We start from the raw sequence: 19,140 nt of genomic DNA, 5'->3' as shown, positions 1-19,140 counted from the left end.
ATGGCCCAAAAGGCTGAAATTCGATCTAACCTTCCTGTAAAAATTCAAACAACTCTCAGTAATTTCTGGAGTATGTCCCTGATTTTCTCAACTTTAATGCTCTTGTTGAGAGTCGCAGAATTACTTTTAATTTTCAAGACTCATCCTATCCGCATCAGTTTCCGTGCTGTTATAGGCTATAGTTTTTATGAGGATATCACTTGGATTCTATATTTTCTGGGCTTGCTTTTTATTTTCCACTTAACTAATAGTTTGATTTCAGTTAAGTTTGCCAAATGGTTTACCAGATCATGGCTAGTAATTGCATTACTCGTTCAAACTTCCTTACTTTTCTATTTCAACAAAACTTTTGTCCCGCTCGGAAAAGATCTTTTTGCCTATAATGTAAATGATATTATTCTAACTGTACAATCTTCAGGTCAACTCAACTCCTTGAGTATAGGAAGTGGAATTCTAGTCATTTTTATCCTTTTTTACATTTTTCATTTCTCCAATAAATACCTGAATTTCAGCTTAAAGACATCAATCTCATTTACAATTAGCACCTACTGGTTTGTAATTTTATTTTACTTTATTCCCATTAACGACCCTGAAAAATTTGACGAAACTAAAGCCAATATTCAGCTCAACAAATCAAAATATCTGTCGGAGCAAGCATTTGACTACTTCGCCTATACCAATGAGTATTATTTCGATTTCTACCTGAGGTCTTCCAATGAAGGTTTATTCATTAGAAAGGAATATACAGATCCGGTTTACCCATTTCTACATCAGGCAGACTACCCAGATGTATTAAGCCCTTATTTTGACAGTCTGTCCACTGCCCCAGACATCGTGTTTGTCCTGATAGAAAGTTTGGGTAAAGCCTATTCAGGCAAAGATGCTTATTTGGGGAGTTTTACGCCCTTTCTAGATTCACTGGAGGCTCATAGTCTAGTTTGGACTAATGCTATTTCATCAACTGGAAGAACTTTCGGTGTTTTACCGGGTGTTTTTGCCGGACTTCCTTATGGAGAAAGGGGTTTTCAAGAGTTATTTGAAGACTTTCCGAATCACAGGAGCTTGATTAGTATTCTAAATGATAATGACTATGAGTCAACTTTCACCATTGGTAGTGATGTGAACTTTGATCACCAAAAGGAATTCTTAGAATTTTCAGATGTCACTCAGATCATAGATATAGATGATTTTGATCCAAAATACAGTAAAATGCCTCCTGCAAATGGTTTCACGTGGGGTTATGGTGACAAGGAAATTTTCAACAATGGGCTTAAATACTTCCCTAGATCAAGTGAAAAACCACAATTAGGAATATTCCAGACTATCACCTCCCACGATCCATATTTAGTGCCTGAGCGGGAGTTCTATTCTCGGAAATTTGAAGATCATCTGGAAAACTACCTCAACCTGACAGAAGCTAAGAAGGCAAAATACCGAGATTATCAGAATATCTACATGACCATTCTTTATGCAGATGACGCCGTAAAAGATTTTATTACCACCTACAGCGAGAAGCCCGAATTTGCCAATACCATATTTGTATTCACAGGGGATCACCGCTTACCAGACATCCCCATGGCTTCTAGACTGGATCGCTTTCACGTGCCCGTGATTATCTATTCTCCGCTGATCAACAAGCCCACCTATTTTAAAGGAATGATAAGTCACTTTGAAATCACCCCTTCTTTATTAGCGTTTTTACAGGCACAAGTTGGCATAGAACTTCCTCAGGAAGACATTTGGTTGGGACAGGTTATGGATACTTCCAGAGTATTCCAATCTCAAATAGCAATGCCTTTGATGCGAAACAAAAATCAGCTGATGGAGTATGTGGACGGTGAATATTTTCTGTCGGATAATCAGCTGTTTGTAATTTCTGATGGCCTGAACATTGATCCCATTGAAGATCAAAACATCAAAAATAAATTAACGGGACAATTTGAAGACTTCAAAAACAAAAACAACTACGTAGTCCAAACCAGGAAGCTATTACCTACTGATAATTAGCTAGTCCCGGTCTTGTTTTCTATAGGTTTTTTCTAAAACTTGAGACAATAGAGGATAATAATAATTCCAATAAAAGCTCTGTCGATCATTAAAATTTGACAAAATATGAAAGCCTCGCCAGAGACTTGGTAATCCTTGGAAGTGAGCAGAGCCCATTTGAGTTCCCAAATCCGAAAAGTCACCGGAAAAATAATAATACTGTCCTTTTCCTTCATCACGGACTACTGCGGCAGGGAAAAACCTTGGAAGCCCCATTTCCCGCAACTTTTCGTTACCTAAATCAGAAGGATCTATATCGTAATAGGAAATCACCTGATAATCACGCTCGATCAATACTACATCAAACCAATCAGGATAAGGTACAACTTCCGGCAGCTTGAATCCGTGTTTGTTGATTTTTTGTGTGCGGATCTTTGGTGTTTCACCAAAATAATCTACCCCATTTGTAAATACTTCCACTGTTCCATTTTCATGGACAAAAACAATTCCTGGACCTGGAGAAACCCAGTTTCTTTCATGTTGCTCCAGGTATTGACTAATAAACCATTTGGGGATATTCTTATTGATCGTAGTATCCATCTGATCAAAATACCTCCCTATCCAACCTGTCCATTTGATTCCCATCAAATTCTCAAACTCAGTTCTTATACCCAGCGGTGTAGGTGAAGCCATAGTATTGAATTCTGCAATAATGGTTTTATTTTGGGAAGCTGCCTCACGCAATAAGTTAATGTCTCCTCGATTCAGTCCGCCGTAAATCTTCTTAGATAACTCATCAGGGTCCACTTTAATAAAATCATTTTCAAATACTCCGTAAGTATCCGTGTAAAAGAGAACATCAAGTTCTTTGGCTTTCTTTACTATTTCTTTTTCAGACAGTTGCGTAAAGTCTTTAAAAGTTCCAAATGAAGAGGAGGTATCAGGATAAAACCCAATATAATCTCGTTCCTTATCGTAAAATTCTCCTACCGAATTCCTGAATTTCAAATGCTCTAATGCCCAGAAAATTGATTGATGCTCTTGATAACGGTCGTTGGGCACCGTTTTATCAACAACCAAAACCTCCAAGTCTTTAGAGGGATAAATAAGCCAAAATAAATAGCTAAATAAGGGTACTACAATCAATACAAACAGGATAGGAAATATCCTTCTTAGCGAGATTATGGATTCTTGAGTAAATAGCTTTTTCATTAAAACCTGTATTCAACTCCCAATGAAAAATTCAAATTGTTTCTAAATCGATCTGGTCCCAATTCATCGCGGCTATACCCCGTGAATGCATATACCATAAAGCGATCTGTCAGCAACTGCTGGTATCCGGCTCTTGCCCTATATGAATTCAAAAGTTGGGTTGGATCACGGGTTTCCTCATCCGGAGAAACCCCAGAACTCAACTGCAAAGAGAAAAAATCCTCACCAGTTTTGAAATAATACCGAGCCTGCAAGTTCGCAGAAGTTCCCAAGCTATTTCCAGTACCAGGAATTAAATTCGCACGGAGATTAAACCACCAATTGCCAGTATATTTTCCGAGGGAAGCGGTATAGATGTAAGTAGGCTCTGCAAATTGTAAGTATCGAAATCCACCATCTACCTCCCATGCTTTCGGAAGATTGAAATAAACTGAAGCTCCTAATCGAAAATCAGGGAAAAAACTTGCGTTTGAACCACCTACATTAAGATATGCATAAGCTTTTTTACCTAAAGAAGGATAGGCATCTAATTCAAAAAGAGTCCCATTACCATCAAATCGTGATGATTGTGTCACTCTCCCTATCAGTGTTCCCGTCAACTTAGTCCTGGTCCTTGCATAAAAAGAAAAGGTATTCCAAGGAGTAAGCTCACCTTCAAAAGAGTCATAATCGTAGGTGGCCCCTACCGCATTATTTCTTCTCAGGCGCTGCAAGTTTTGCATGTACTCTAGCAAGTTATCATTCTTATATTTCTTCTTAAAAAGCTCTTCTGCTATTTGATAGGCAGCATTGTAATCTTCTCGGTAGTATAGCAATCTGGATTCCCTGTACCGGATTGCATTTGGAAGCGGTGTACCTAAGTTTTCTCTCGCTTTAGCCAAAACTGCGTCTGCCCGATCATATTGCTCTGCCCAAGACAAATTATCTAAAGATGCTACATATCCATCTTCATAGGCTGGGGAAGCTATTATCGCACGCTCCAAATAAATAGATGCTGAATCGTTTTTACCTTCCCAAGCATAGCTTCTACCTACTAAAATTAAAATATCAGCATACTCAGGATATTTGGACAGCGCTCTAAACGCAATCTTCCTTCCTTCTGCATATTTTCCATCCAAAATCAAAGTTCTGGCATCCACAAGCAATACGTCTGGGTCAAATGAATCCTGAGCCTTGAGACTTATGGAGAATAGCAGGAAAGAAAACAGAAGAATAAGGGCTTTTTGCATACGGTTAAGAATTTAAGGTAGTTGGCTCTATATTCTTTTTGTCTTCGGACTTTTTAAAGCCAGTACGGATCATTTGACCCCAGCCACCTTTTCCTTTTATAAAATCCCAATGTCCGCCTAATCCCCAATAAACGATCTTCGGGTGAATAAACATCGGCTCTAGAAAAACGGTCATAATCAGCTTATTGAGATCCTTTTTATCCTTGTAATTATTATATGAAAGCTGCTCATACAAAATGCTGAAGGAGGATACCAATATGGATAGCAAATACAACACAACAAATAATGCGATGAAATAAAAAGCAGAGAAATCACCAATTATAATGAGAACCAAGGTGTAGAGCAGTCCAAGTAATTCCAGTACTGGAGCCATTTTCTCAAACACACTCCAATAGGGATAAGATATAATTCCCATAATCTTATAATTTGGATTCCATCGGATTACCCGGTGAAGCTGTAAGGTTTCGATCGTTCCCCGCATCCAGCGATTTCGCTGTCGGGAAAGAACCGCCCCATCTTCTGGAACTTCCGTCCAGCAAAGTGGGTCGGGTACAAAACCGACTTTATAGGGGATATTTCTCTCCTCCATATAGCGACGCATTCGTACCACCAATTCCATGTCTTCACCGACGGTCTTTGGGAAATAACCGCCTACTTCCACGACCAATTCTCTATTAAAAAATCCAAAAGCTCCAGAGATAAGCATCAAGCCATTCACTCGAGCCCAGGCCATTCTCCCCATCAAAAATGCTCTACAATATTCTATTACCTGGAACCTTCCCAAAGGTGAGGTTGGAACTCTATATGTAGTTACGGTACCATCTTGAACATCACAGTTATTAGCTATCCCAATAGCTCCGCCTACTGCGATGACTTTCCTGTTTGTCTCCTCCATAAATGGCCTGACCATTCGAGTCAGTGACTCATGGGAAAGAATACAATCCACATCGATACATGCCAGTATTTCCTTGGATGAAACATTAATACCGGCATTCAGAGCATCTGCTTTTCCGCCATTTTCTTTGTCAATGACCACAAGTCTGTTGTATGAACGATTTTTGGATTTATAAATCCCTCTAACTGGAGCCGCATCAATTTCTTCGTTATACGCAAAATCAGTGATTTCCAATTCGAATGCATTGATGAGCTTTGACAGGGTATCATCTTTAGATCCATCGTTGATGATAATCACCTCAAACTTACCATAATGAAGAGAAAGCAAACTTTTTACGTTTTGAACTATATTCTCCGCTTCATTATATGCTGGTGCCAAAATCGATACACTAGGGGCGATCGGCGATGTAATAATATCCTGATAATCAGCAAATTGGTTTTTTCTTCGATGATCCCTCATTTCAAGTGCGCTGAGAATCATGATCAGAATGTAGGTAGTGATTACAGAGAAGCTAAGGAGTAAAAACATAACTCCTAGCACTTCCATTATCAGATAAAATAAAAAACTATACATCTATCAAAAGTGGGTCTGAAAGGTGGCTATTGATCGTTTGGGTATCTAGGGCCAAATCTCGATTTACGAAATCGGTGTAGCTGGCCGAATCTAAACTTTGCAGGCTTTTCAGCAAGGTCATTTTTAGTCTGAAGCTAGGATTACCAGCTAATATTTCCAATATAATCTTAGCAGACTGCTCATCACCTATAGTCCCTGCAGCCTTGGCAGCCATGATGACTAATTGTGTGTTTTCTGACCTCAGGCTTGAGTTGACCAACTCAGTATGACTTGGCACCCCTAAATATTCGAATGTTTTAATGATCTCAATCTTTTCTACTTCGGTAACACCCGCAAACTTTTCCTCCAACTTAGCTAGTAAATCTACCCGGCCAATTACTCGAACTAGCTTATACCCAAATAACCTGATACTTTGATTTTCAGAATCAAATAAGTTCTCAATTTTTAGCTCTCTATTGCTAGACAAATACTTTATGATCCGTAAATAATTCATTTGCTGCCATCTGGAAAGCGGAAAGGCCTGATCCCGAAGGAAAGAAAGATTGATATCTTCTGATAAGGTTAATACTGTCGCTACAGCCTGGGAACGAATGTGGAAATTTGGAGAATTGACAAGCTTCTGAACCTCTTTTATTGCCTCACCCAAATCCATCTCATTCACTTCCACCAAACCAGTCACCACCTTGTCCCATTTAGAGCTTTTCAGCTTATCCATAGTGGCCTTATCTAACTGAAGCCTTTTATAAAGAGCCTTCAGTTTCAACTTAAAGTCCCCTTTCATCTTCTTATTTAGAGCCAAAATACGCTCCACAAGAACCTGGTTGTATAGCGGTTTTTTCAGTTGTTTTGCTGGGAAACTTTGGTAAAGTTCTTCATCGCTGAGTGATTCTAACTCTTCAAGGCTTTTTTCAAAAAGTATTTCAGAAAGCGGACCCACCACCTGCTCATCGTAAACGGTCAATAAAACTTCCTTCCTGTTTCTCCTGGCTTTGAAAATCAGCATAAAGAGGATCATCAAAAATGCAAAAACGAAAAAGAGGGAAATTATGACAGAAATCGCAAATATTTTAAAATCACCAAAATAGGCAGATGTACCTGATAACGTAGGGGAATAACGCTCTTTATTTGCTAAGGAAATCACGTCTTTCCCGTTCACATTAGTTGGTGTTTTTGCTATAATATCACCGTTACGTAGCAGGTTTGATACAAATTCTAAAGCTGCGGGGTATGTGTTTTGCTCCTTGTAGATCAAAAATTGAATTGCAGCAGAAACTGAATCAGACTGAAAAAGACTATCCCTTTTGGTCAAGGCTGTGGCGTATTTAGAGATCAGCCCTATTTTGGTATCTCCTATTATTATACTGTCCAAAGTGGTACTATCAGCTGCATCTATCAACCGAAATTCCAAACCAGGAATTTCACCCTGATTGATTAAAAATTGGACAAATGAAGCCGAATCGGGCAGTATTTGCTCTTCTTGGCCTAGCACCTCATTGGTTTTGGCCATTAAAAAAAGTAAGAACACAAGTACTATGGCTCTTTTACCTTTCATGAATTATAATCTAAGAATCCGTTTAACACGAATAGCAAGCTCATTCGGGTTAAATGGCTTAGGAATGAAATCTGCTACACCCAAATTGAATGCTTCCAGAACAACTTTTTCCTCTTCGCCAAGAGAGCTTAACACTATTATAGGGGTTTGCGGTTTAGTTTTAATTGCATGATGGATGATCTCAATTCCATTTTTGAAAGGTATCATTACGTCAGTAATAATTAGATCGAGTATTTCACTATCTATTGCAGCAATACCAGCATTGCCATCTTTTACCAATACCGTATCGTAACCATCCTTTTTTAAGCGAAACTGAACTAAGCTAGAAATAAGTAAATCATCCTCAATTATCAGGATTTTTTTCATTTTTTTTTGGGTGATGCTAGGGTCAAATATAAGATCTTAAGTGTAAAACAATAGCGAATTAACCAGTCAAATAAATCTTCTTAAGTAAGGATGTTTCTTGAGGATTTAAAATAGCATTTCAAATCCAATTTCTTGCCATTGATCAAATAATAGGGAGTCAAAAATAATTCCAAAAGGATTCTGAAATCCCTTTTATTAGCTTGCTTTCAGAAAAACAACCATCAACCTGTAGGGATTTGACCTTATTCAACCTTTGATAAATAGCTTATTATTGAATTTGTCAATCACCCTCATTTTCTTAAAAATCAAATCAATCATATGAAAAAACCACTACTGTATGCAGGTGTTTTTTGCTTTATGGTTTCTGGATTGCTTTCTTCTACTTTGGCATTAGCCCAAAGTGATCCCTCGGGAAAGAAACCAATCACTGATACTTATGCAATAACAAATGCAACCGTCTTCACATCTCCTGGACAAGCTGGTGTAAAAGCCACAGTCCTTATAAAAAACGGACTGATCCAAGGCGTCGGAAATAATCTCGCTTTACCTAAAGAAGCCAAAACGATTGCTGGAGATTCACTTTTCATTTATCCAGGATTTATAGCTGGTGCTAGTGATGTAGGTATTACCAGACCAAAGGATCCTGAAAGGCCAGATGACTTTGTGTCTTCCAATCCATCTGACGAAATCGCAGGTATTACTCCTTGGAGATCCGCAGTAGATCAATTTTCTATCAAGGATAGCAAAGTTGATGACCTGCGGAAAGTCGGGTTTACAATTGTTCAGATCTCTCCTGAAGGCGGAATGATAGCCGGAAAAACTGCAATTGTATTACTAGGATCTGAAAACTCAACTAATATCCTGAAGGAAAACACAGCGTTGGCCGCCAATTTTAGAGGTTCCAGAGGAATGTATCCTGGTACTGCAGTTGGTGTCATGGCTAAATTCCGAGAAGTGTATGATAACACAAAACTTACTTCAGAAAGATCTCAGAAGTATAGTACGGTGGCTGGTTTGAAGCGCCCTGAGATCACTCCTACTTATAGTGCTATGCAAGAAATAACCACAGGCCAAATTCCGGTTATGTTTACTACTTCTTCAGATTTGGAAATCAGAAGAGCTATCAGTCTTCAAAAAGAGAAAGGTTTCAAGTTAGTTTTAACCGGTTTGGAAGAATACGAAGGAGTGCTTGATGTAATAAAAGCTTCTGGAGCAGCAGTATTGGTAAAACTGGAAATTCCTGATGACAAAGCTATCAAAGCTCAGAAAGAAGATGCTACAGCCGAAGTAAAGGCGTTGAATGCCCGAGTGAAAAAAGCGTATGATGACGCCATAGCTCAAGCTGGAAAACTGGAAGAAGCTGGAATTCCATTCGCATTCTCTATCGTAGGTGTAAAATCTGGTGACATCATGAAAGCACTTCAAAAGATGATCGCTAGCGGCCTTTCTGAAAAAGCTGCACTAGCCGCTTTGACTACAAACCCTGCATCAATCCTAGGGTTGACAAAGGTGGCTGGCTCAATTGAAAAAGGGAAAATGGCAAACTTGATTTTGAGTACCGATTCTCTTTTCACTGAAGATGCTCAAATAAAGCACATGGTAGTAGATGGTATTATCTATGACTATGAAACAAAAGCAAAAAAGAAAGCTGCAAAGGATGGCAATGGAGCAATGAAAATCGAGGGTACTTGGGAATATACTTCTGAAAGCCCTGCTGGATCTTCAGGCGGTATTCTTGTCATTAAAAAAGATGGTTCAGACTATTCTGGAACCATCACGTATGACGATCCTTCTGGAGCTGGTAAGGCAACTTCAGATATCAAAAATGTAAATTTGAATGGAAGCTCCTTGTCTTTTTCATTTGATGTCACTGCCAGTGGCATGGACATTACAGTAGATGTATCCGGCGAAGTAAGCGAAGGCAGCTATGACGCCACTATGACAGTCGGCGAGTTTGGTTCATTTCCATTCAAAGGCACACTCACTCCAACTCTAATCGCAAACAAGTAATCAGATGAAAAAAGTAAATTATTTTCTTGCTGCACTGTTGGGTCTGAGTATTCAGTTTGCTTCAGCTCAAGTGAAAAAAGGCAGTGTATTGATAAAAAACGCTACCGTATTGACGGTTACAGAGGGAACACTTGAAAATTCAGATGTTCTAGTTCAGGATGGTATTATCAAAAAGGTAGGTCAAAATCTAAATGCTCCTAATGGAGTGACGACCATTGATGCTACTGGAAAATACCTCATGCCAGGTATCATAGATGCACACTCGCATTTAGGTTTGGATGTAGTCAACGAAGCTACTTCCCCTATTGTAGCTGAGGTGAGAATGAAAGATATGGTGAATCCATTTGAAGTTGGAATTTACCGTGCCCTTGCAGGCGGTGTCACTATTTCCCATGCAATGCACGGATCTGCCAATGTCATTGGTGGCCAAAACGCTACTTTGAAACATAGATGGGGATCTACAGATCCAGCAGATATCATCATGCAAGAAGCACCACGTACCATTAAGTTCGCTTTGGGTGAAAACCCTACCCGAGTTCATGGTAGAGGAAATGGCATCCAACCACGGACGAGAATGGGTGTAGAAGCGATCCTTAGAAATGGTTTTAACGAAGCGATTCAATACAAAAAAGCTTGGGCTGAATATAATGCAGCGGCATCCCAGAAAGGAAGCACTGCTCTTTCACCAGTTCATAATGAAAGACTAGAAATCCTTTCTGACATTCTTGACGGCAAAATCATAATCCATTGTCACTCCTATCGTGCTGATGAGATATATATGCTTATCAACGTGGCCAGAGATTTTGGAATCACCAAGCTAGTTTTCCAGCATACCAATGAAGGTTTCAAAGTGGCACCAGAAATTGCAGAATATACCATGGGAGCCTCTGTTTTTGCTGACTGGTGGGCTTATAAGTTTGAAGTTTACTACTCTACCGCTTACAATGCAGCTATTCTAACTGAAAATGGTGCGATCACTTCAATCAACTCTGATGATGCTGAATTGATCCGTCACTTATACCATGAAGCTGCGAAAACTCAGCGCTATGGTGGAATGACTGATGAGCAGGCACTATCTATGATTACAATCAATCCAGCAAAACAATTAGGGATTGCTGATAAAGTAGGATCTATAGAAGAAGGTAAGCAGGCAGATTTGGTGATCTTTGAAGGTCATCCTCTCTCCTCCTATGCGGTACCTCAAATGACCTTTGTGGATGGTGTGAAGTATTTCGACATCAAGGAAGATGAAGATGATCAGCGTATGAAAGTCAGTGCTACCGAAATGGTGGAGCCAGTTATGATTTACGAAGGTCATGACAGCAGATGTATGCAGGATACTGAGAGTCTTTTCGAGACTACAGAATCACTTTTCCTTTTAAATCAATAATCACCCGTAATCAAAGAAGACATGCAAAGACTAAATAAAATCTTTATCGCCTTCCTCTTTGCCTTGTTGCCTATGATGGCAATGGCTCAGATCGACGGGGAATTTATCAAACCAAGACCAGGTAAGTTTTTACTTCAAAATGCGACGGTAGTCACCATCACAAATGGCGTATTAAATAATACCTCAGTACTGGTAGAAGATGGAAAAATTAAGGAAGTTGGACCTAATATTTCTGCAGATGGAGCTGAAGTAATTGACTGCACTGGAAAATTTATTTATCCAGGTATGATCGACGGTGGCACCAAACTTGGTTTGGTGGAAGTGAGCTCAGTCCCTGAGACTGTAGATTATGCTGAAATCGGTAATTTCTCTCCTAATATGCAGGCTTTGACCGCAGTGAATCCAAACTCTGTTGCTATCCCAGTGACTAGAGTATCTGGCGTAACTACAGTGCTTACAGTACCAGCAGGAGGCTTATTCCCGGGCACAGCAGCTTTGATCAACCTTAATGGCTATACGCCAGACCAGATGTTTGCAGGATTCAAAGGAATTGTGATGAACTTCCCAAGCTCCGGTCGCCGAGGAAGATATGACCGTAGATCTGATGAGGATATCAAGAAGGCAAACGAGAAAGCACTGAAAGAGGCAAATGATCTTTGGGATAATGCAAAAAGCTATAACAAGCTTATAGCAGATGGTGCAGAATTAGACTATTACCCTGAAATGGCTCAGCTGGCTAAAGCAACCACCGGTGAACTTCCACTTTTGATTGAAGTAAATGCCGCTTCTGATATCCTTGCTGCTATCAAATGGGTAGAAGGAAAAGGTGCTAAAGTCATTTTTACAGGCGTTTCTGAAGGCTGGAGAGTTGCGGATTCTATAGCTACTGCCAAAATACCTGTGATCACAGGTCCTATCCAAGCACTTCCTACCCGTGAATCTGACCGTTACGATGCACCCTATGCTAACGCAGGTAAAATGGCCAAAGCAGGCGTGAAAGTTGCCATCAGAACAGATGACCAAGAGAACGTAAGAAACTTGCCTTTCTTCGCTGCATTTGCAGCAGCTTATGGCATGGGTAAAGAAGAAGCTTGGAAAGCAGTTACGATTAATCCTGCTGAGATCTTTGGCTTAGCTGATCAGTATGGTTCGGTAGAAGCTGGCAAAGTAGCCAACTTGATCGTGGCAGATGGTGATCCTTTTGAGACCAAAACCAATATCATGCATGTGTTTATCGAAGGCTATAGAATGCCTCTATCAAACCGTCAAATCAGACTTTACCAAGAGTTCCTAGATCGTTCTCCTGGGTTGAAGGTCAATTAATCTTAGAAACAATTCAATTAAAACCACAAGAAGAGTCCGGATATTGGGCTTTGCTTGTGGTTTTCTTTTATTTTGCCCCTGTTATGCAAAGAATATATATCCCAATTGTAGTATCGCTGATTACTGTTCTTATTTCCTGCGAAAACAAGAATAATAATGAAGAAGTAAACTCACTCATTGAAGCGAAAAGAGCTGAAGTCGCACCGGATAAACGGGTAGCCCTTTGGGACTTGAACTTTGAAAATGATTCTCTTAAAGGTGAAACGGATCAGCCAGAAGAATTACTGTCTTTAATCGAAGAACTGAATTCACAACAGATCAATTTTATTGATGCTGTCACTCGTTTGCCAGAGGCAGCTTTAGGTGAAAAAACCAAAGCTTTGGTCACTATCTCAGTGGCAAATATCAGAAGCAACCCTAAGCACTCAGCCGAACTTGCAACTCAAGCATTGATGGGAACCCCACTCAACGTCCTCAAAGAAGATGACGGTTGGTTTCTTGTCCAAACTCCGGACGGTTACCTTTCTTGGGTGGACAGAGCTGGAATTCATTTGATGTCAGAGGCAGAATTGGAACAGTGGTTTAAGGAACCGAAAATAGTGTACACTTCACTTTATGGTCATGTATGGGATTCACCTAGACAAGAGAATATGATTTCAGATGTCGTAGCTGGTGATATTTTGACCTTTGAAGGAGAAAATCACAGTTATGCAGAAGTAAGTTTGCCGGATGGTAGATTAGGATATATCCCTTTTGCGGAAACTATGATTTGGGAAGACTGGATAGCCTCTAGAAATACTTCACCAGAAGCATTGATAACTACAGCCAAGCAAATGATGGGAACTCCCTATCTCTGGGGAGGCACATCCATTAAGGGTGTAGATTGTAGTGGATTTACCAAAACGATCTATTACCTCAATGGACAGATTATTCCCCGGGACGCCTCTCAGCAAATCAACGAAGGCGAGCTAGTCGATGCGGATAAAGATTGGGATAGGCTTCAAGTTGGGGACTTATTGTTTTTCGGAGTAAAAGGCACTCCAGAGAAAAAAGAACGTGTGGTTCATGTGGGTATGTGGATAGGAAATGGAGAGTTTATACATTCCCGTGGCCTAGTCAGAATCTCTAGCTTTGACCCGACAAACCCAAATTATGATGAATACGAACTAGGAAGGTATTTAAGGACAAAAAGAATTATAAATGTACCTTCCGAACACGTTTTATCAGTTTCAGAGCTTTTAACAAATAACTAACCATGTCAGTAAACAAACCATTTTTAGGAATTGCCCTTGCAGCTGCCTTAACCCTTTCTGCCAATGCACAGCAAGTCACAGGCTTTTTTCCTCAGGATAAAAGTAAGGAGGCTAGCCTTGAACAGGAATATTTGAAAGCAGTCGATTACGACCGGTTCAAAGTTCATTTGAAAGAACTGACCAAAGCTCCGCACATCGCAGGAACTCCGGAAAATGAAGCCGTAGCAGCCTATATGACCAAAGTGATGTCTGATGCAGGAATGGACGTCACCTCCTACCCTTACGATGTCTACCTGCCAAATCATCCAGGAGAATCACTTTTGGAAATCATTACCCCGGAAAAAATCATCTTGTCTCAACAGGAAGGTCCTATTGAAGGCGACCCTTTTTCCAATGACCCGAGACTTTACAAGGGATTCAATGCCTACTCTGGATCTGGAGATGTGACCGCAGAGGTGGTTTATGCTAATTATGGTGTCAAAGCTGATTTCGAGAAACTGGCCGAAATGGGTGTTGATCTAAAAGGAAAAGTAGTCATCGCTAGGTATGGAGGAAATTTCAGAGGATTCAAAGCAAAATTTGCGGAGCAATATGGAGCTGCGGCCTTGATCATTTTCACTGATCCAAAAGATTCAGGATTTGGAAAAGGAGATGTGTATCCAGATGGTCCTTTCTATAATGAAACCACTATCCAGCGAGGCTCTTTATTGACTTTGGATTACACGGGAGACCCATTGACTCCATTCGAACCTGCACTTCCGCTTGATGGAGATAAGAAAGTAAAGCGCCTAGACCCAAAGGATGTGGCTTTCCACACGATTCCAGTTTCCCCTATTGGTTATGGTGCTGCAAAGGAGATTTTGAGTAGAATGAAAGGATCTTCAGTACCTGAAGCGTGGCAAGGAGGATTGCCGTTTGAATATAAAATTACAGGAGGTTCCGACTTGAAAGTTCGGGTGAAAGTAGAGCAGCCAGTAGATTTTATCCGCGCCAATAATATTGTCGGGAAATTCATTGGAAGCGAATATCCTGACGAATGGATCATCCTAGGGAGTCACTACGATGCCTGGAGTTTTGGTGCAACTGACCCGAATTCAGGCACTGCGATGCTGTTGACCTTGGCAGAAGCTATGGGCGAGTTAATTAAGAATGGTGAAGCTCCAAAACGATCTATTTTGATTGGACATTGGGATGCAGAAGAGCAAGGTGTGATCGGTTCTACGGAATGGGTTGAACAATTTGAGGAGGAACTGGGAGCTAAGGGAGTGATTTATATGAATTTTGATGCAGGAGTTTCTGGTAGAAACTTTGGTGTTTCTGCAGCTCCAACCCTCAAAAATCTGATCATCGAAGCTACAAAAGAAGTAGCTTATCCAGATTCCTCCAAAACTGTATTTCAAGTTTGGGCTGGAAAAAATGAGGAACCGAGAATCGGAAATCTTGGAGGTGGATCAGACCATATTGCATTTTACATGTATGCAGGTGTACCTAGCTTGAGTGGTGGAACAGGCGGAACTTCTGCTTATCACTCCAACTATGATAACTTCCACTACTACAGCAAATTTGTAGACCCTACTTTCAAAATGGGCGGAACTGTCGCTTCTGTGATCGGAGTATTGACTTTACGCTTGGCAAATGCTACAATCATTCCTTACGATGTACCCAGATATGCGCAGGATTTGAGACTGCATTTCGATAATGCCGTGAAATCCGTGAAAGAAATGGATTCCAATTTCACTTCCTTTGACAAAGTAGATGCTGCTATTGAAAAGCTTGAATCTAGTTCAGCTGCATATCAGACAGCTATGAATGCAGCTTTAGCATCAGGTGAACTATCAGAGAAGCAAATCTCCACATTGAACGAAGATTTAATTGGATTGGAAAAGAGCTGGATAGATCCCAAAGGAATGTATTTCGGTAGCTGGTACAGGTCTCTTTATGTAAGCACTGATCCATTTTCAGGATATGCTTCGTGGATATTGCCAGGAATCAAATACGAGGTAGAAACCAATTCAACCGAACGCCTGGAAGAATGGGATACCCGTTATTCTAAAGCAATTCTAGACTTAAGTAAGAAAGTTGAGGATATGACTAAGAGTCTGAAATGAGATTTTAGACATTAGACTATAGACTTAAGAAAAGGGCTTAGATTAATTTCTGAGTCCTTTTTTCGCTATAGGAGATTGGTTTTATCTTGTTATATGCTTATTTTAGACTAAGGTTTTTTCCTATCTAGCTTTTTAATTTAGTGAGCAAAATTTTTATGACAAGCAACGATCTGATCAACACAAATTTTGAAAACTGGGTATTGACTATTCACGATACTCAGGTAATGATAGACAGGGATATTGCTGAAGCATTCCAAGTAGAAACCAAAGCACTCAACCAAGCAGTAAAAAGAAATATAGAACGTTTTCCTAAAGAATTGAGATTTCAATTATCTGAGATAGAATTTGAGAATTGGAAGTCACAAATTGTGACCTCCAATTATAAGAAGATGGGACTGAGAAGGAGACCTTATGCTTTCACGGATCAAGGAGTGGCTATGCTCTCGGCTGTTTTGAGAAGTCCAATAGCAGTTCAGGTAAGCATACAGCTGATGAAAGCATTCGTAGAAATGCGAAAAGTGATTACAAATAGAGAAGGAATTCTACAACGAGTAGATCTCCTTGAGCTTAAACAGATCGAATCTGATCAGAAATTTGAGAAAATATTTAAAGCATTGGAAAATGATCCAAAACTCCCTGAACAGGGAATCTTCTATGAGGGACAGGTTTTCGATGCATATTCCTTTGTCGCTAAACTTATCAAAAGTGCCAATTCTCACATTCTATTGATAGACAATTATTTGGATGAAACGGTATTATTACTTCTCAGTAAAAGAAAGCCAAATGTACAGGTAGATTGCTATACTAATACTGTTAGTAAACAGTTGCTACTGGATTTAAAGAAGCACAACTCACAATTTGAACCGATTAACATCTATGAGCTCAAAAAATCCCATGACCGTTTTCTTCTTCTCGACGGAAAAGATATGTGCCACTTTGGGGCTTCAATCAAAGATCTAGGGAAGAAGTGGTTCGCTTTTTCTAAAATGAATGCAGAGACTGCTCAATTTCTTCTCAATTTAAAAGCTCAAAACTGACGAAGTCAAACATTTGCAAGTTGATTAGTCCCACTCCGTAACTGTATAAAATACTTATGGAGTGGCAAAATAATTACAACAAACTAAACCCTTGTTAACTAGCTTTAAAATTCCTATAAAAATTGCTTAAGGTTAACCAATAAATCTAATCCTCATGGAAACCATTTACATAGGCTTACTTTTTATAGCTATCGCTATTGCAGTCAAGATTTATCCTGGACTATTGGCGGGTTACAATAGCTTATCCAATAGAGATAAAGAAAATGCTGAATCAAATGCGCTCCCAACTTTTGCTGCTATCGTATTTGGAGTGATGGGACTAATTTCTATCGCGGGATACTTAGTTTCAATTTGGTTAAATAAACCATCTTTAAGTGGAATTTGGGTATTAGTGACTATTGTAGGTATGATAGTGCTGATAGTTTTTGGGAACATACTAGTGAACAATCGTTCAAGGTAAATTGTACTATTCAGTCCGAAAAACAATAAAAAAACGGGCTTAGATTAATCTCTAAGCCCGTTTGTTGTTCAAAAAGAAATTAATTGATCAACACTGCAGCTGCTGCATTCAAATTCCCGTAGCCAAATTCTCCATTTTTGGCAGGATAAAGATCTGAGGTTGAACGCATCTTGGAAAGTACCTGATCCCTACTCCAACTTGGATTTTTTGCCCAAACCAATGCTGCTATCCCGGAGGCGGTGGCTGTTGCCACAGAAGAACCGCCCACTGTGGATGGATCATTGCTGTAAAGTGCGGTAGTCAATGGCTTGGTATTCGAGCCACTCCTTTCCATGACTACCGTAAACTCGACTTGGGAACCAGAATGACAGGTATCACATCGCTGATAGCCATTTCCTTCTTTCACACCAGTAATAGCCACAGTCTCAGACATCGTGGCTGGAAATATCACTCCTACCCAATTCGTAAACGTAGTAGAAGTGCCTGCTGCAGCAAAAATCAATTTGCCTCGATTATGAGCATAACGAATGGCATCTGCCACTTTGGAGTTGGAAAATAAATCTCCTATAGACATGCTGATAATTTTTACATCTGATCTTTTTCCAAGTAATACCAAAGCTTCAGCTACTCCATCCTTCTCATTCCCGGAATTAAAAATCACATCACTTGTCCCACGAACGCTGATCAAATTAGAATTGTAAGCCACACCTACCGCATTTCCAACCGTATTTCTTGGGGATGCCACCACTCCAGCCATTGCTGTTCCATGACCACATTGATCATTCGGACCATCGTATTTTTTCCACCACCAATAACCCGTTTTATAAGTACCAAAGCTCTGAACAGTTCTGCCACTGGATTGCCCGCTATTGAACCAAGCGTTCAAAGAAGGTTGATCTGGAGAAAGACCCGTATCTATCACTCCAACTGTGATTCCTGCACCAGTACTTTGTGACCAGGCTTGCGAAATACCCATTTGATCATAATTCCAAGAGGATTTTGCCCCAGGGGTTATAATCGAAAAGTCAGATCCTGAAATAGCTTGAGGCTCATTCTCACATCCAGAATCACTGCTTATTCTTGCGTATGGGTTATCGTTTAAAAGGCTGTAATCAAACTCATAGCTTCGAGGTTCGAAGTACCTTACCTCAGACATTTCCCTTAGATTTTGAAGTGCTTCCAGACTGGAAACTTTAATTTCCAGATAAGGCAAATCCTCATGAATTTCGGACTCATCAGTTTCTCTCAAATTTGAGGTTGATTGTTTTGAGGAAATTTCTGAAATCATGCCAATGATTTTCCCAGCTGCTTCCTTCATCTCTGGACTATCCACAGCTTCCAACCCAATTCTAGCATTGACCAACTCTTTTCCGCTGGCCTGATAGCCTATGCTTAGAATAGAATCACTTTGAATCAATGCACTCCAGATCAATTCATCGGATTGATTTCCCCAGATAAAATCACCGGATTCCTGTAGAGATTTGAGGATAATCTGGTCGATTTCTGAAGATGGTATTACTTCGGTATTTGATTCTGTAAACTCCACTTGGGAGACCACTGGCTGCTCTTCGGTACTACAAGAGACTACAAAAAGGGCGATAAAAATCAGCCCAAAAATCTGATTATTCTTTAAATTCTTCATAAAAATATTGGTTTTAAAAATTGATAATCAATAAGTTAAAAAAAATATATGAAAAACCGCAATCATTATATTAGTCTAGCATTGTTTCTAACGAGCTTTGAATT

At 39.8% G+C, this 19,140-nt stretch carries 14 protein-coding genes; 8 read left to right on the top strand and 6 right to left on the bottom strand.

Annotated elements, in window-relative coordinates:
* Entirely contained in the window at positions 1–2,007 is a 2,007-nt protein-coding gene (locus tag ACPUEN_RS04590; protein ID WP_425638876.1) for an LTA synthase family protein, read from the top strand.
* On the opposite strand, the gene ACPUEN_RS04585 is transcribed toward ACPUEN_RS04590, so the two are convergent.
* The 5 genes from ACPUEN_RS04585 to ACPUEN_RS04565 are packed head-to-tail and all read right to left on the bottom strand — an operon-like array spanning position 2,008 to position 7,813.
* Positions 2,008–3,198, bottom strand: coding sequence for a hypothetical protein (locus ACPUEN_RS04585; RefSeq protein ID WP_425638875.1), 1,191 nt, complete (start codon positions 3,196–3,198; stop codon positions 2,008–2,010).
* The gene (locus ACPUEN_RS04580) at positions 3,198–4,427 is read right to left on the bottom strand and encodes a YaiO family outer membrane beta-barrel protein (RefSeq protein ID WP_425638874.1); all 1,230 of its coding nucleotides are present in this window, start codon (positions 4,425–4,427) and stop codon (positions 3,198–3,200) included. The genes ACPUEN_RS04585 and ACPUEN_RS04580 overlap by 1 nt, the downstream gene beginning before the upstream one ends.
* 4 nt (positions 4,428–4,431) lie before the next feature.
* A complete protein-coding gene (locus ACPUEN_RS04575; protein ID WP_425638873.1) occupies positions 4,432–5,895 on the bottom strand; it encodes a glycosyltransferase family 2 protein in 1,464 nt (487 codons plus the stop codon).
* Positions 5,888–7,402: a HEAT repeat domain-containing protein gene (locus tag ACPUEN_RS04570; RefSeq protein ID WP_425638872.1), complete on the bottom strand. Its 1,515-nt coding sequence runs from the start codon at positions 7,400–7,402 to the stop codon at positions 5,888–5,890. The genes ACPUEN_RS04575 and ACPUEN_RS04570 overlap by 8 nt, the downstream gene beginning before the upstream one ends.
* Before the next feature lie 48 nt (positions 7,403–7,450).
* On the bottom strand, positions 7,451–7,813 hold the full coding sequence (locus ACPUEN_RS04565; RefSeq protein ID WP_111610154.1) for a response regulator transcription factor: 363 nt from the start codon (positions 7,811–7,813) through the stop codon (positions 7,451–7,453).
* Positions 7,814–8,131: 318 nt separating this feature from the next.
* Between ACPUEN_RS04565 and ACPUEN_RS04560 the strand changes: the two genes are divergently transcribed.
* From ACPUEN_RS04560 to ACPUEN_RS04530, 7 genes are all read left to right on the top strand, one after another.
* Positions 8,132–9,823: an amidohydrolase family protein gene (locus tag ACPUEN_RS04560; RefSeq protein ID WP_425638870.1), complete on the top strand. Its 1,692-nt coding sequence runs from the start codon at positions 8,132–8,134 to the stop codon at positions 9,821–9,823.
* 4 nt (positions 9,824–9,827) lie between these two features.
* Positions 9,828–11,213, top strand: a complete 1,386-nt coding sequence (locus ACPUEN_RS04555) for an amidohydrolase family protein (RefSeq protein ID WP_425638869.1) — start codon at positions 9,828–9,830, stop codon at positions 11,211–11,213.
* 21 nt (positions 11,214–11,234) lie between these two features.
* Positions 11,235–12,536: an amidohydrolase family protein gene (locus tag ACPUEN_RS04550; protein WP_425638868.1), complete on the top strand. Its 1,302-nt coding sequence runs from the start codon at positions 11,235–11,237 to the stop codon at positions 12,534–12,536.
* Between the two features lie 83 nt (positions 12,537–12,619).
* Positions 12,620–13,789 (top strand): NlpC/P60 family protein, encoded by a 1,170-nt coding sequence (locus ACPUEN_RS04545; protein WP_425638866.1) that lies wholly within the window; start codon positions 12,620–12,622, stop codon positions 13,787–13,789.
* A gap of 2 nt (positions 13,790–13,791) precedes the next feature.
* On the top strand, positions 13,792–15,897 hold the full coding sequence (locus ACPUEN_RS04540; protein WP_425638865.1) for a M28 family peptidase: 2,106 nt from the start codon (positions 13,792–13,794) through the stop codon (positions 15,895–15,897).
* Between the two features lie 155 nt (positions 15,898–16,052).
* The gene (locus ACPUEN_RS04535; protein WP_425638864.1) at positions 16,053–16,934 is read left to right on the top strand and encodes an ORF6N domain-containing protein; all 882 of its coding nucleotides are present in this window, start codon (positions 16,053–16,055) and stop codon (positions 16,932–16,934) included.
* 154 nt (positions 16,935–17,088) lie between these two features.
* A complete protein-coding gene (locus ACPUEN_RS04530) occupies positions 17,089–17,394 on the top strand; it encodes a DUF3784 domain-containing protein (protein WP_425638863.1) in 306 nt (101 codons plus the stop codon).
* Between the two features lie 79 nt (positions 17,395–17,473).
* Here ACPUEN_RS04530 and ACPUEN_RS04525 read toward each other — a convergent pair whose 3' ends face one another.
* Positions 17,474–19,036 (bottom strand): S8 family peptidase, encoded by a 1,563-nt coding sequence (locus ACPUEN_RS04525; protein ID WP_425638862.1) that lies wholly within the window; start codon positions 19,034–19,036, stop codon positions 17,474–17,476.
* Positions 19,037–19,140 lie beyond the last annotated feature (104 nt).

It is taken from the genome of Algoriphagus yeomjeoni (assembly GCF_049821175.1).
Lineage (GTDB): Bacteria > Bacteroidota > Bacteroidia > Cytophagales > Cyclobacteriaceae > Algoriphagus > Algoriphagus yeomjeoni_A.
This window is presented reverse-complemented; position numbering and strand designations above follow the sequence as displayed.

Excerpts from the sequence above, each read along its gene's own strand:
- ACPUEN_RS04590 (WP_425638876.1), top strand. The coding sequence starts at position 1 with ATGGCCCAAAAGGCTGAAATTCGATCTAACCTTCCTGTAAAAATTCAA.
- ACPUEN_RS04585 (WP_425638875.1), bottom strand. The coding sequence starts at position 3,198 with ATGAAAAAGCTATTTACTCAAGAATCCATAATCTCGCTAAGAAGGATA.
- ACPUEN_RS04580 (WP_425638874.1), bottom strand. The coding sequence starts at position 4,427 with ATGCAAAAAGCCCTTATTCTTCTGTTTTCTTTCCTGCTATTCTCCATA.
- ACPUEN_RS04575 (WP_425638873.1), bottom strand. The coding sequence starts at position 5,895 with ATGTATAGTTTTTTATTTTATCTGATAATGGAAGTGCTAGGAGTTATG.
- ACPUEN_RS04570 (WP_425638872.1), bottom strand. The coding sequence starts at position 7,402 with ATGGCCAAAACCAATGAGGTGCTAGGCCAAGAAGAGCAAATACTGCCC.
- ACPUEN_RS04565 (WP_111610154.1), bottom strand. The coding sequence starts at position 7,813 with ATGAAAAAAATCCTGATAATTGAGGATGATTTACTTATTTCTAGCTTA.
- ACPUEN_RS04560 (WP_425638870.1), top strand. The coding sequence starts at position 8,132 with ATGAAAAAACCACTACTGTATGCAGGTGTTTTTTGCTTTATGGTTTCT.
- ACPUEN_RS04555 (WP_425638869.1), top strand. The coding sequence starts at position 9,828 with ATGAAAAAAGTAAATTATTTTCTTGCTGCACTGTTGGGTCTGAGTATT.
- ACPUEN_RS04550 (WP_425638868.1), top strand. The coding sequence starts at position 11,235 with ATGCAAAGACTAAATAAAATCTTTATCGCCTTCCTCTTTGCCTTGTTG.
- ACPUEN_RS04545 (WP_425638866.1), top strand. The coding sequence starts at position 12,620 with ATGCAAAGAATATATATCCCAATTGTAGTATCGCTGATTACTGTTCTT.
- ACPUEN_RS04540 (WP_425638865.1), top strand. The coding sequence starts at position 13,792 with ATGTCAGTAAACAAACCATTTTTAGGAATTGCCCTTGCAGCTGCCTTA.
- ACPUEN_RS04535 (WP_425638864.1), top strand. The coding sequence starts at position 16,053 with ATGACAAGCAACGATCTGATCAACACAAATTTTGAAAACTGGGTATTG.
- ACPUEN_RS04530 (WP_425638863.1), top strand. The coding sequence starts at position 17,089 with ATGGAAACCATTTACATAGGCTTACTTTTTATAGCTATCGCTATTGCA.
- ACPUEN_RS04525 (WP_425638862.1), bottom strand. The coding sequence starts at position 19,036 with ATGAAGAATTTAAAGAATAATCAGATTTTTGGGCTGATTTTTATCGCC.